This window comes from Hydrogenophaga sp., assembly GCF_030656115.1.
In the GTDB taxonomy this organism is placed as follows: Bacteria; Pseudomonadota; Gammaproteobacteria; order Burkholderiales; family Burkholderiaceae_C; genus Hydrogenophaga.
Window position 1 is genome coordinate 1 of record NZ_JAUSOO010000166.1, and the last position, 12,673, is coordinate 12,673.

The window sequence follows — 12,673 nt, forward strand, 5'->3', positions numbered from 1 at the left end:
GCGCTTGTCGCCGATCACCACCGCGTCGGTCACGTAGGGCGAGAACTTCAGTTCGTTTTCCAGTTCGCTGGGGGTGATGTTCTTGCCGCCTGCGGTGATGATGATGTCTTTCATGCGGTCGGTGATGCGGAAAAACCCTTCCTCATCGATCACGCCCACATCGCCGGTGTGCAGCCAGCCGTCTTTGTCGATGGTCTCGGCCGTTTTCTCGGGCTGGTTCAGGTAGCCCATGAACACGTTGGGCCCGCGCACCAGGATCTCGCCCGTCTGCGGGTCCAGGCGCACGTCGTTGTAGCTGGCGGCCGGGCCAATCGAGCCGGGCTTGATGCGTTCGGCCGGCACGCCGGTGGAGGCGCCACAGGTTTCCGTCATGCCCCACACCTCCAGCATGGGCACGCCCAGCGCCATGTACCAGCGCACCAGCTCGGGCGAAATGGGCGCCGCACCGGTGACCAGAAAACGCGCTTTGTGGATGCCGATGAGCTTGCGCACGTTGTTGAGCACCAGCACCCGCGCCAGGTGGAACTGCAGCTTGAGCGGGCCGGGCACCGGCTGTTGCGCCATCACCAGATCGGCCACACGCTGGCCCACACCAATGGCCCAGGCGTAGGCGGCTTGTTGCAGCGCGCCGGCTTCTTTGAGCGCGATCATGACGCCGGAGTAAAACTTTTCCCATACGCGGGGCACGGCGGTGAACACCGTGGGTGCGATCTCGCGCACGTTCTCAGGCACGGTTTCGGGGTTCTCCACAAAGTTGAGTTTGGCGCCGGTGTAGAGCGAAAAATACTCGCCGCCCATGCGCTCGGCAATGTGGCACAGCGGCAGGAAGCACATGCATTCGTCGGCCTCGCTGCGGGCAATCAGCGTGTTGTAGCCGCGCACGGTGTACACCAGCCCGTGGTGGCTGTGCATGGCGCCCTTGGGTTTGCCGGTGGTGCCCGAGGTGTAGACCAGGATGGCGAGGTCGCTGGGTTGGCAGGCGGCCACGCGGGCCTGCAAGGCATCGGGGAACTGCTTGGCGTGCTCGCGGCCCAGGGTGCGCAGCGCGTCCAGGCTGAGCACCTGCGGGTCGCGCAGGTCGCGCAGGCCTTCCATGTCAAACACCACGATTTTTCGCAGTTGGGGCAGCTGCTCGCGCACGGCCAGGGCTTTGTCCAGCTGTTCGTCGTCTTCCACAAACAGCACCGTGGTGCTGGAGTCTTCACACAGGTACTGCACCTGTTCGGCGGCGTCGGTGGGGTAAATGCCGTTGGACACGCCACCCGCGCTCAGCACCGCCATGTCGGCCAGCACCCAGTCGATGTTGGTGTTGGACAGGATGGACGCCGTTTCACCCGGCGCGAAGCCCAGCGCCAGCAGGCCGTTGCCGATCTCGCCCACCGCTTCGGCGGTCTGGTTCCAGGTCCAGCTGTGCCAGATACCAAAGTCTTTCTGGCGCATCCAGACGTTGGGGCCGCGCGCTTTCACCGCGTTCCAGAACATGGCGGGAATGGTGTCGCCAGCCAAAACAGTGTCGTGCTGCGGCTGAATGGCGGAAAGATTCCAGAGGTTACTCATGCTCGATGTCCAAGGTCAAAACCACATTCGATGAACAGGGGGAGGCATGCAACCCAGGGCGCCGCCGGGCCGGCTTTGCCGGACGGCCAGTGCCGCCCCCTGAGGGGTAGCGCGAAGCGCTGCGGGGGGGGCCATACCTACCGCCAATTTTTTTTCTTCTTCCAGCGCCGGTCCGCGCGCACGCCTTCTTCCTTCATGCCCAGGTAGAACTCCTTGATGTCGTCCTTCTCGCGCAGGTGGGCGCAGGTGTCTTCCATCACGATGCGGCCGTTTTCCAGCACGTAGCCGTAGTCCGACGCGTTCAGCGCCATGTTGGCGTTTTGCTCGACCAGCAAGATGGTGGTGCCGCGCTCGCGGTTGATGCGCACCACGATCTCGAAGATTTCCTTGGTGAGCTTCGGGCTCAGGCCCAGGCTGGGTTCGTCGAGCAGGATCAGGTCGGGGTTGGCCATGAGTGCTCGGCTGATCGCCAGCATCTGCTGCTGGCCGCCGGAGAGCAGGCCGGCGTCTTGCAGCGCGCGCTCGCGCAAGATGGGAAAGTAGTTGAACACCACCTCCATGTCGCGCGCCACGCCGTCGCGGTCTTTGCGGGTGTAGGCGCCCATGAGCAGGTTGTCGCGCACCGACAGCAGCGGAAACACCTCGCGCCCTTCGGGTACGTGCATCAGGCCCTGCTGCACGATGTGCGCCGGGTCCTGGGCGGTGATGTTTTCGCCCTTGAACTCGATGCTGCCCTTGCGCGGGTCGATGATGCCGCTGATGTTTTTCAGGATGGTGGTTTTGCCCGCGCCGTTGGAGCCCAGCACGGTGGCAATTTCACCGCGCCGCACCTGCAGACTCACCCCGCGAATGGCTTTGATGGGGCCGTAGGCGCTTTCGACGTTGAGCAGCTTCAACACGGCGTTGTCGGTCACGGGCGCGGTCATGCTGGTGTCCTCACATGGTTTTCGCGGCGCAGGCTGGACACGTCGTCCACCGAGCCCAGGTAGGCCTCGATCACGCCCGGGTCGCGCTGCACCTCGGCCGGCGTGCCGGTGGCCAGCTCGGCGCCCATGCTCATGGCCAGCACCCGGTCGGACACCTTGGACACCAGGGTCATGTCGTGCTCCACCATCAGCACCGTGATGCCCAGCTCGTCCTTGATGTCGGTGATCCAGAACGCCATGTCTTCGGTTTCTTCCACGTTCAGGCCCGAAGAGGGCTCGTCGAGCAGCAGCAGCTGGGGCTCGGTGCACAGGGCACGCGCCAGCTCCACCACCTTGCGCACGCCATACGGCAACCCGGCCACCATGGACTCGCGGTGGTGTTGCAGGTCGAGCAGCTCAATGACCTGCTCCACTTTTTCACGCGCTTCAATTTCGGCCGCACGGGTTTTGGCGGTGAAGAAGATTTCGCTCCAGAGCCCGGTTTTGCGGTGCGTGTGGCGACCAATCAGCAGGTTTTGCAGCACCGTGGCGTGTTCAAACAACTCGATGTTTTGGAACGTGCGCGCAATGCCCAGCCCGGCGATCTTGTGGGGTGGTTGTTCGGTGAGCTTGAGCATGCCCTGCGGTCCGGCGTAGTCGATGCTGCCGGTGGTGGGCGTGTAAATGCGGCTGATGAGGTTGAACACCGTGGTCTTGCCCGCGCCGTTGGGCCCGATCAGGGTGAACACCTCGCCGCGTTTCACGTCAAAGCTGACGTTGTTCACCGCCAGCACACCGCCGAAGCGCACGCTGAGGTTCTTGGCTGAGAGCAGAATGTCGTCGGTCATGGCGTCATTTCAACCGGTCTGATTTCTGGAAGCTCTTTTGCCGCTTGAACATACCTTTTCGGTAGAACGGAAAGAGCTGGAAGTAGGTGCGGATCTTGAGCCAGCGGCCATACAGGCCCATGGGTTCAAACAAGACAATGGCGATCAGCACCATGCCGTACACCACGCCTTTGATGCCCGCGGCCTCGCCAATCACGGCGGGCAGAAAGTCTTTGCCAATGGCGATCAGCTGCGGCATGACGATGATGAAAATGGCGCCCAGAAACGCGCCGTGGATGGAGCCCAGGCCGCCAATCACCACCATCAGCAACAGGTCCACCGATTGCAGCAGGCTGAACTGGTCGGGCGACAAAAACTGGATCTTGTGGGCGTACAGCGCACCGCCAATGCCGGCCAGCGCGGCCGACAGCGCAAAGCTCATGGTTTTGTAGCGCGCCAGGTGAATGCCCATGCTCTGGGCCGAGATCTCCGAGTCGCGGATGGCGACAAACGCCCGGCCGGTGCTGGAGCGCATGAGGTTGACGATGGCCAGCGTGGACGCCACGGTGACCAGCAGGCACAGGAAGTAAAACTCGTTGGACGAGTCCAGCTCCCAGCCGAACAGGCTGGGGTGGTTCACCATCAGGCCCGAGTTGCCGCCGGTCATGCTTTCCCAGCGCGCCATGCCTTCTTCCACGATGAAGCCAAACGACAGCGTGGCCATGCCCAGGTAAATGCCTTTCACCCGCAGCGCCGGCAGGCCCACCACCATGCCCACGGCGGCTGAGAGCAAACCCGCGCAGGCCAGCGCAATGGGAAACGGCACGCCCGCGTTGACCATGATGGCCTGCGTGTAGGCCCCCACGCCCAGAAACGCGGCATGGCCCAGCGAAAACAGCCCGGTGAAACCGGCCAGCAGCATCAGCCCCAGGCCGACGATGGCGTAGATCAGCACAAACGTGAGTTGCGCCAGCCAATACTCTTGGATGATCCAGGGCGCGGCCACCAGCAGCACGCCCAGCAGGCTGTACCAAAACGTGTGGCCGCCGTGTTTGGCGAGCTGGATGTCCTGGTTGTAGTCGGTCTTGAAGAGGAATCGCATATCAGACCTTTTTGCGCAGCTTTTCGCCAAACAAGCCGTTGGGTTTGAGCACCAACATGATCAGCACCACGATGTAGGGCGCAATGTCCTTGAAGCCTTCGGCCATGTAGAAGCCCGCCAGGGCTTCCACAATGCCGATGATCAGCCCGCCCACAATGGCGCCGGGCAGGCTGCCAAAGCCACCCACCACCGCCGCCGGGAAGGCCTTGAGGCCAATGAAACCCATGTTGGCGTGCACAAAGGTGATGGGCGCGAGCAGCAGGCCGGCAATGGCCGCCACCGCAGCCGCCAGACCCCACACCAGGCCGTTGAGCCGCTTCACCGGAATGCCCATGTAGTAAGCCGCCAGCTGGTTTTGCGACGACGCCTGCATGGCGATGCCCAGCTTGGTGTAGCGGAACATGGCAAACAGACCCGCACACAGCACCGCCGTGGCGCCGATCACCACCACCTGTTCGGCCGACACCACCAGCGTGCCCAGGCGCAGCACCTCACCGGCATAGGGCACGGGCAGGGTGTGGGTGTCGGTGCCAATGTCGGGAATCATGGTGATGAGCCCGCGCAGCACATAGCCCACACCGATGGTCAGCATCACGATGGAGAACGCCGGCTGGCCCAGGATGGGGCGAATCACCACCCGCTCCAGCAGCACACCAAAAACGCCCATGCCCACAATGGCCGCCGGCACCGAAATCCAGAATGGAAAGCCCATCACGGTCATGGCGGCCAGGCCGCCGAAGGCGCCGACCATCATCAGGTCGCCCTGGGCAAAGCTCACCGTTTCGGTGGCCTTGTAAATCAGCACGAAACCCAGGGCGATGAGTCCGTAGATACAGCCCTGGGCCACACCGCTGATGAGCAGTTGCAGCAATTGCACGCATGTCTCCTTCGTTGTTTTTTTGCGCCGGTGGGTGGTTGGATAACGCCCTGTGCGGTGTTTTCGAACGCCCGTGCTATTCACAAGCTTAAGCGGGCCTGACAGTGCTTGCCCATGGGGGTTTCCCGCAGGACAGTGCTGTGTGCGACACCTCGGTGGTTTTTACCAAGCAAATGCTTGGTAAAAACGGGCTGAAACGCTATGCTGAAAACCTCACTCCTTTGCCCATGCCATGAAGTCCATACGAATCGGTGCCGGTCTCGGCTTTTACGGCGACAACTGGGAGCCCGTGGTGGCCACCCTGGAGCGCGGTAACGTGCAATTCATTGCCAGCGACCACCTGGCCGAGCTCACGCTGGCCATTCTGCAAAAAGACCGCCAGCGCGACCCGACGCTGGGCTACGCCCGCGACGTGGTGCCCATGCTGCTGCGGTTGTGGCCGCTGATGGCCGAGCGCGGTGTGCGCTTTGTGTGCAACGCGGGCGGGCTCAACCCGCAGGGCGCAGCGCAGGCGGTGCTGGCGGCTTTTGCTTCCAAAGGCTTCACGGCGCGGGTGGCGGTGGTCACGGGCGACGACGTGTTGCCGCAGTTGCTCGACGCATCCACACCCGCCAGCGAACTGGCCCACCTGTTCACCGGCGAGCCGGTGGCCAGCGTGCGCGAGCGCCTGGTGTTTGCCAACGCCTACCTGGGCGCGGCGCCCATCGTGCAGGCGCTGGACGCGGGGGCCGACATCGTCATCACCGGGCGCGTGGCCGACGCGGCGCTGTTTCTCGGCCCGCTGGTGCACAGCCTGGGCTGGACGCTCACCGGCGCCACCGAACCCCAAGACCTGGACCGCCTGGCGCAAGGCCTCACCGTGGGCCATTTGCTGGAATGCTCGGGCCAGGGCAGCGGCGGCAACTTTGGCAGCCAGGGCGCCTGGCAGGCCATTCCCGATCTGGCGCACATCGGCTTTCCCGTTGCCGAGGTGTGGGAAGACGGCACCGCGCTCATCACCAAGGCACCGGGCACGGGCGGGCGCATCAACTTCGACACCGTGCGCCAGCAACTGCTGTACGAGGTGCACAACCCGCACGCCTACCATTCGCCCGACGTGGTGCTGGACATGGGCGGTATCACCCTGCACGACGAAGGCCACGACAGGGTGCGGCTGACGGGCGCACGCGGGCAGGCGCCGGGCGATCAGTTGAAGGTGGTGGCCGGTTACCGCGATGGCTACAAAGCCGAGGTGACCTGGGGTTTTTCGTGGCCCGATGCCTGGGACAAAGCGCAGGCCGCGCAGGCCACCATCCGCACCCAGTTGCAAGACAAGCGCATACCCCACGACGAGCTGTACATCGAATACCCCGGCCTGAATTCGGCCCACGGCGCCTTGGCACCGCTGCCCGACGCCGACACGCTCAACCAGCTCAACGAGGTGTGGACCCGCATGGTGTTGCGCACCCCGGTGAAAGCCGCCGCCGACGGTTTTGGGCGGCTGTTTCCCTGGCTGGCGCTGAGCGGGCCGGCCTACACCTGCTGCTTCCAGGGCCTGCACAACACCAGCGAGCTGCTGGGCATCTGGCCCACCCTGGTTCCCCGTGCGGCGGTGCAAGCCGGTGTGCGCGTGGAACTGCTGCCAACCCCAGGAGCGGCGCCATGAACGACCCGACCAACAAGATCGACAAGATTCGCGTGCCGCTGGTGCGCATCGCCCACGCCCGCAGCGGCGACAAGGCCGACTGGGTGGACTTTGGCCTGTTCGCCTGGAACGCGGCGGGTTACGCGCTGCTGGCGCGCGAAGTCACGGCCGAGCGCGTGCGCGCCCACTTCGCGCCTTGGTTACCGGGCGAGGTGGACGTCTGGCAGCTGCCCAACCTGCTGGCCATCAAACTGGTGCTGCGCGGTGCACTGCAAGGCGGCGGCGCGCGCAACCTGCGGCTCGACAACCTGGGCAAGGCCATGGCGGGTGCGCTGCTGCGGCTGGAGATCGAGGTGACACCGATGGAGCTGGCCCAGGCACTGGCCAGCCCGCGCGTGGGCTGGTGGGGCGATGAGTCTCCTGCACCCGAGGGGCAGAATCACACGCTCTGAAGCGAGGTGCGCAAGCGGTGTGCCCCCGCAGCGGCCCCAACCGATGGCCCCCAATTGGCCCCCCGGCAGCGCCAGTGCGTGCCCATCATCACCGCCATGAACACACCACCCACCGACGGCGCCGACGTGCTGCTCCTGCAACACCTGCACGAAGACGGCCCCGGTTACCTGGGCCAATGGCTGGACGAACAGGGCGCCCGCTGGCAGGTGCGTTGCGCCGAGGCTGGCGAGGCTTACCCCGAAACGGTGCGCGGCTACCGGGGCCTGGCCGTGCTGGGCGGCGCCTGGAGCGCCAACGACGACCGGCCCACGCTGCGCCAGGCCGAGGCGCTGATCCTGGAAGCCGATGCGCTGGGCATCCCGGTCATCGGCCATTGCCTGGGCGGCCAGCTCATGGCGCGCGCTTTCGGCGGGCGGGTGGAACGCCAGCCCCAGCCCGAAGTGGGCTGGTTGCCCATGCACCACACCGGCAGCGAAACCGCCCGCGCCTGGCTGGGCCACGCGGCCGACGCCACGGTGTACCAATGGCACCAGGACAGTTTTGTGCAGCTGCCACCCGGCGCGGAACTGTTGGCCTGCTCACCCGCCTGCGCCCACCAGGCCTTTGCCCTGCGCCAACACCTGGCCATGCAGTTCCACATCGAAATCACCCCCGCCAAAATAGCCGACTGGCTGGCCCACCCCGGCGAGGCCTACCCGCTGCACGTGCTGCTGCACCCCGACAGCGTGCAAGACCCGGCCCGCATGCACGCCGCCACCGCACAGCACCTGGCGGGAAGCCAGGCGCTGGCTGCGCGTATTTATGGGGTGTGGCGCTCGCGTTGGGTGGGGTGAGCGCCGGGCCTCGGCCGTTCAGTCCACCAAGCCTGGAATATGCAAGCCCTCTTTGGGAATGGGGCGGGGCTTGCCCTCTCTGTCAATCGCCACATAGGTCAGGCTGGCCTCGGTCACTTTCACATACTGCCCCTGGGCCGAGAAGCGCTCGGCAAACACCTCCACCTGCACCGTGATGGAGGTGTTGCCCACGCGCGTGACGTGCGAGAAGAAGCTCAGGATGTCGCCCACCCGCACCGGCTGTTTGAAGATGAACTGGTTCACCGCCACCGTGGCCATGCGCCCGCGCACATAGCGCGCCGGCAGCACGGCGCCGGCCAGGTCGACCTGGGCCATGACCCAGCCGCCAAAGATGTCGCCGTTGCCGTTGGTGTCGGCCGGCATGGGGATGACCTTGAGCACCAGTTCGCGGTCTTGCGGCAGGGGCGTTTCAGGGCGGGGGCTTGATGGTTTGGACATGGGCACAATCTGTTGGCAACAAATATCCATTTTCACGCATGCGCCCAAACCTTCCCAGCCCCGCCACCGTGGCCTTGCCTGTCAGTCCCGCCGCCAGCGGCACACCGGCCGCCAAGCGCTCCGACTGGGCCACGCTCTCCCGCCTGTTCCCCTACCTGTGGCAATACAAGTGGCGCGTGCTGATCGCGCTGGGCTTCATGGTGGCGGCCAAGGTGGCCAACGTGAGCGTGCCGCTGTTGCTCAAAGAGCTGGTGGACGCCATGACCATTCCCCCGGGCAGCCCGCAGGCGCTGCTGGTGGTGCCACTGGGGCTGCTGGTGGCCTACGGCGGGCTGCGCCTGTCCACCACGCTGTTCACCGAACTGCGCGAACTGGTGTTTGCCAAAGCCACCGAGGGCGCCACGCGCAGCATCGCGCTGCAGGTGTTTGGCCACTTGCATGCGCTGAGCCTGCGCTTTCACCTGGAGCGCCAGACCGGGGGCATGACGCGCGACATCGAACGCGGCACGCGCGGCGTGCAGTCGCTCATTTCGTATTCGCTCTACAGCATCGTGCCCACGCTCATTGAGGTGACCATGGTGCTGGCTGTGCTGGGCACCCAGTTCGACATGGGCTATGTATGGATCACGCTGGTGGCACTGGTGCTGTACATCACCTTCACCGTCACGGTGACCGAGTGGCGCACCCAATTTCGGCGCGAGATGAATGAGTTGGAGTCCGTCAGCCAGACCCGGGCTGTGGACTCGCTGCTGAATTACGAGACCGTCAAATACTTCAACAACGAAGCGTTTGAAGCCCGCCGCTACGACGAAGCGCTGGAAAAACTGCGCCGCGCCCGCATCAAGAGCCAGACCACGCTGTCCATGCTCAACGCCGGGCAGCAGCTGGTGATTGCCATTGCGCTGGTGCTCATGCTCTGGCGCGCCACGCAGGGCGTGGCCAGCGGCGAGATGACGCTGGGCGACCTGGTGATGGTCAACGCCTTCATGATCCAGCTCTACATTCCGCTGGGCTTCCTGGGCGTGCTGTACCGCGAAATCAAGCAGAGCCTGACCGACCTGGACAAGATGTTTGTGCTGCTGGAAAAAGAGCGCGAAATTGCCGACCACCCCCGCGCACAGCCGCTGGCGCTCAGCGGTGCGCCAACGGTGCGCTTTGACAATGTGCGCTTCTCTTACGAGCCGGCGCGCGAGATTCTGCACGGCATCAGCTTCGAGATTCCGGCCGGCAAGACGGTGGCGGTGGTCGGGCCGTCGGGCTCGGGCAAGTCCACGCTGGCGCGGTTGCTGTACCGCTTTTACGACGTGACGAACCACGACGGCAACCACAAGGACAGCGGACCGCACGGCGGCGGGCGCATTCTCATCAACGGGCAAGACATTCGCCAGGTCACGCAGTCCAGCGTGCGCCAGGCCATTGGCATCGTGCCGCAAGACACGGTGCTGTTCAACGACACGATTGAATACAACATCCTCTACGGCCGTCCGGACGCTGGCCACGAGGCCGCCGTGGCCGCCGCGCAGGCCGCGCACATCCACAGCTTCATTGAAAAGCTGCCGCTTGGCTACCGCACCATGGTGGGCGAGCGGGGGTTGAAGCTTTCAGGCGGTGAAAAGCAGCGCGTGGCCATTGCGCGCACGCTGCTGAAAAACCCACCCATCGTGATCTTTGACGAGGCGACTTCGGCCCTGGACTCGGCGAACGAGCGGGCCATCCAGGCAGAGTTGAAGACGGCTGCGAGGAACAAGACCACGCTGGTGATTGCGCACCGCTTGTCCACGGTGGTGGATGCGCACGAGATTCTGGTGCTGGTGAACGGGGAGATTGTGGAGCGGGGGACGCACGCGGATCTGGTTGTGCGCGGCGGGGTGTATGCGGGGATGTGGGCTTTGCAGCAGTCAGGGGCTGACTGAAGACCCACCCCTGCCGCGGCTGCGCCGCGACCCCTTTCAAGGGGGCAACACCAGCGGCCCGGCAAAGCCGGTTCCTCGGTGTTCGCTGGTCAATGCACCTCTCTCTGGGCAAAGTTCAGGCAACGACTGGAAGAGTCATCGTCCCCCTCTGTTCATACCGGCTGTGCCAGCTCAGCGCCTCGTCCAGCAGATGCGGCGTGTGCATGCCGCCATGCCCCGCGCGGGCGTTGGCCTCGCTGCGCTCCACGTAGTCGAGCAGCGCGGGTTGGAAGTCCGGGTGGGCGCAGCGTTCGATGATGCGGCGCGAGCGCTGGCGGGGTGACAGGCCACGCAGGTCGGCCAGGCCTTGTTCGGTCACGATGATCTGCACGTCGTGTTCGGTGTGGTCCACGTGGCTGACCATGGGCACGATGCAGCTGATGCAGCCGCCCTTGGCGGTGGACGGCGTCATGAACACCGACAGGTAGGCGTTGCGCGCGAAGTCGCCCGAGCCGCCGATGCCGTTCATGATGCGCGTGCCCATCACGTGGGTGGAGTTCACATTGCCATACAGGTCGGCTTCGATCATGCCGTTCATGGCGATGATGCCCAGGCGGCGGATCACCTCGGGGTGGTTGCTGATCTCCTGCGGTCGCAGCACGATGCGCTCGCGGTAGAAGTCCAGGTTGGCCAGGAACTCCTGCATCACGGGCGCCGAAAACGACAGCGCGGTGGACGAGGCCATGGCCATCTTGCCGGACTTGAGCATGGCCAGCATGCCGTCCTGCAGCACCTCGGTGTAACCCTGCAGGTCGTTGAACGGGCCTTCGTTGAGGCTCTCCATCACGGCGTTGGCGATGTTGCCCACGCCCGACTGCAGCGGCAGCAGCTCGGGCGGCAGGCGGCCCTGTTTCACTTCGTCCTGCAGGAAGGCCATCAGGTGGGCGGCGATGAGCTTCGACGCCTCGTCGAGCGCCGAGAAGCGCGTGTCGCGGTCGGGCAGGTTCGTTTCGACGATGGCGATCACCTTGGCCGGGTCGCAGCGCAGGTAGGGCTCGCCGATGCGGTCGCCGGCGTGTGTCATCGGGATCGGCTTGCGGTGCGGCGGGCGCTCGGTGCCGTAGTAGATGTCGTGCATGCCTTCCAGACCCAGGCTGTGGCCGTGGTTGACCTCCAGGATCACCTTGTCGGCCTGGTCCAGCCAGGTCTTGTTGTTGCCCACCGAGGTGGCCGGGATCAGGCGGCCGTCTTCCAGAATGCCGGCGACCTCGATCACCGCCACGTTGAGCTGGCCCAGAAAGCCGAACCACACGTACTGCGCCACGTGCGAGAGGTGGATGTCGATGTAGGCCATTTCGCCGTCGTTGATGCGCGCGCGGCAGGTCGGGTCGGACTGGTAGGGCAGGCGCATGTCCATGCCGCCGACCTTGGCGAGCGCGCCGTCGAGCTCGGGTGCGGTCGAGGCGCCGGTCCAGACGCCGATGCGAAACGGCTTGCCGGCGTCGTGGTGCGCCTGGATGTGTTGGGCCAACGCCAGCGGAATGGCTTTGGGGTAGCCAGCGCCGGTGAAGCCGCTCATGCCCACGTGGTCGCCGTGTTCAATGAGGGCAGCGGCCGCTTCGGCCGACATGATTTTTTGGCGCAGGCCAGCGTGGGCGATGCGGGACAGGGGGATATCGGGTGGGTTTTTTGTCATGGGGGTTGTGATTAGGGTTAACCCTAGGTTTTGGTTATCGTAACGGACACGCAAGCGCACAGCAGCGAAACCGTCCGAATGCCCCCGCGCGCATAATCCGCGGCCATGGAAACCAAATGGCTTGAAGACTTCGTCAGCCTGGCTGAAACCCGCAGCTTCAGCCGCTCGGCCCAGCTGCGCCACGTCACCCAGCCCGCGTTCTCGCGCCGCATCCAGTCACTGGAAGCCTGGGCCGGCACCGACCTGGTGGACCGGTCTTCGTACCCCACCCGCCTCACGCCGGCCGGGCAGACGCTGTACGACCAGTCGCTGGAAATGCTGCAGGCGCTGCAAAGCACCCGCGCCATGCTGCGCGCCCACACCGCAGCCGCGCAAGACGTGATCGAGTTCGCCGTGCCGCACACCCTGGCGTTCACGTTTTTCCCGTCCTGGCTCTCGGGCTTGCGCG

General features: G+C 65.0%; 12 protein-coding genes. 5 read left to right on the plus strand and 7 right to left on the minus strand.

Going from position 1 to position 12,673, the window contains the following annotated elements; genetic code table 11:
* The 5 genes from Q7J58_RS21520 to Q7J58_RS21540 form a co-directional block, all read right to left on the minus strand.
* A partial coding sequence (locus Q7J58_RS21520; protein ID WP_304831979.1) for a long-chain fatty acid--CoA ligase occupies positions 1-1,557 on the minus strand: 1,557 nt, incomplete at its 3' end.
* A gap of 137 nt (positions 1,558-1,694) precedes the next feature.
* Positions 1,695-2,483, minus strand: coding sequence for an ABC transporter ATP-binding protein (locus tag Q7J58_RS21525; protein ID WP_304831981.1), 789 nt, complete (start codon positions 2,481-2,483; stop codon positions 1,695-1,697).
* Entirely contained in the window at positions 2,480-3,310 is an 831-nt protein-coding gene (locus tag Q7J58_RS21530; protein WP_304831983.1) for an ABC transporter ATP-binding protein, read from the minus strand. Before Q7J58_RS21530 ends, Q7J58_RS21525 begins: the two co-directional genes overlap by 4 nt.
* A gap of 4 nt (positions 3,311-3,314) precedes the next feature.
* A complete protein-coding gene (locus Q7J58_RS21535; RefSeq protein ID WP_304831985.1) occupies positions 3,315-4,391 on the minus strand; it encodes a branched-chain amino acid ABC transporter permease in 1,077 nt (358 codons plus the stop codon).
* A 1-nt stretch (position 4,392) separates the two neighbouring features.
* On the minus strand, positions 4,393-5,268 hold the full coding sequence (locus tag Q7J58_RS21540) for a branched-chain amino acid ABC transporter permease (protein ID WP_304831987.1): 876 nt from the start codon (positions 5,266-5,268) through the stop codon (positions 4,393-4,395).
* A 232-nt stretch (positions 5,269-5,500) separates the two neighbouring features.
* Between Q7J58_RS21540 and Q7J58_RS21545 the strand changes: the two genes are divergently transcribed.
* From Q7J58_RS21545 to Q7J58_RS21555, 3 genes are all read left to right on the plus strand, one after another.
* Positions 5,501-6,913, plus strand: coding sequence for an acyclic terpene utilization AtuA family protein (locus tag Q7J58_RS21545; protein WP_304831989.1), 1,413 nt, complete (start codon positions 5,501-5,503; stop codon positions 6,911-6,913).
* Complete coding sequence (locus tag Q7J58_RS21550; RefSeq protein WP_304831991.1) at positions 6,910-7,344, plus strand: hypothetical protein; 435 nt, start codon at positions 6,910-6,912, stop codon at positions 7,342-7,344. The genes Q7J58_RS21545 and Q7J58_RS21550 overlap by 4 nt, the downstream gene beginning before the upstream one ends.
* A 96-nt stretch (positions 7,345-7,440) precedes the next feature.
* Positions 7,441-8,178: a type 1 glutamine amidotransferase gene (locus tag Q7J58_RS21555; RefSeq protein WP_304831993.1), complete on the plus strand. Its 738-nt coding sequence runs from the start codon at positions 7,441-7,443 to the stop codon at positions 8,176-8,178.
* A gap of 18 nt (positions 8,179-8,196) precedes the next feature.
* On the opposite strand, the gene Q7J58_RS21560 is transcribed toward Q7J58_RS21555, so the two are convergent.
* Positions 8,197-8,637, minus strand: a complete 441-nt coding sequence (locus Q7J58_RS21560) for an acyl-CoA thioesterase (protein WP_304831995.1) — start codon at positions 8,635-8,637, stop codon at positions 8,197-8,199.
* Positions 8,638-8,675: 38 nt separating this feature from the next.
* On the opposite strand from Q7J58_RS21560, the gene Q7J58_RS21565 reads away from it, so the two are divergent.
* On the plus strand, positions 8,676-10,550 hold the full coding sequence (locus Q7J58_RS21565; protein WP_304831997.1) for an ABC transporter ATP-binding protein/permease: 1,875 nt from the start codon (positions 8,676-8,678) through the stop codon (positions 10,548-10,550).
* 115 nt (positions 10,551-10,665) lie between these two features.
* On the opposite strand, the gene Q7J58_RS21570 is transcribed toward Q7J58_RS21565, so the two are convergent.
* On the minus strand, positions 10,666-12,225 hold the full coding sequence (locus Q7J58_RS21570; protein WP_304831999.1) for an acetyl-CoA hydrolase/transferase family protein: 1,560 nt from the start codon (positions 12,223-12,225) through the stop codon (positions 10,666-10,668).
* A gap of 105 nt (positions 12,226-12,330) precedes the next feature.
* Between Q7J58_RS21570 and Q7J58_RS21575 the strand changes: the two genes are divergently transcribed.
* On the plus strand, positions 12,331-12,673 hold a 343-nt coding region (locus Q7J58_RS21575), incomplete at its 3' end, for a LysR family transcriptional regulator (RefSeq protein ID WP_304832001.1).

Excerpts from the sequence above, each read along its gene's own strand:
- Q7J58_RS21525 (WP_304831981.1), bottom strand. The coding sequence starts at position 2,483 with ATGACCGCGCCCGTGACCGACAACGCCGTGTTGAAGCTGCTCAACGTC.
- Q7J58_RS21530 (WP_304831983.1), bottom strand. The coding sequence starts at position 3,310 with ATGACCGACGACATTCTGCTCTCAGCCAAGAACCTCAGCGTGCGCTTC.
- Q7J58_RS21535 (WP_304831985.1), bottom strand. The coding sequence starts at position 4,391 with ATGCGATTCCTCTTCAAGACCGACTACAACCAGGACATCCAGCTCGCC.
- Q7J58_RS21545 (WP_304831989.1), top strand. The coding sequence starts at position 5,501 with ATGAAGTCCATACGAATCGGTGCCGGTCTCGGCTTTTACGGCGACAAC.
- Q7J58_RS21550 (WP_304831991.1), top strand. The coding sequence starts at position 6,910 with ATGAACGACCCGACCAACAAGATCGACAAGATTCGCGTGCCGCTGGTG.
- Q7J58_RS21555 (WP_304831993.1), top strand. The coding sequence starts at position 7,441 with ATGAACACACCACCCACCGACGGCGCCGACGTGCTGCTCCTGCAACAC.
- Q7J58_RS21560 (WP_304831995.1), bottom strand. The coding sequence starts at position 8,637 with ATGTCCAAACCATCAAGCCCCCGCCCTGAAACGCCCCTGCCGCAAGAC.
- Q7J58_RS21565 (WP_304831997.1), top strand. The coding sequence starts at position 8,676 with ATGCGCCCAAACCTTCCCAGCCCCGCCACCGTGGCCTTGCCTGTCAGT.
- Q7J58_RS21570 (WP_304831999.1), bottom strand. The coding sequence starts at position 12,225 with ATGACAAAAAACCCACCCGATATCCCCCTGTCCCGCATCGCCCACGCT.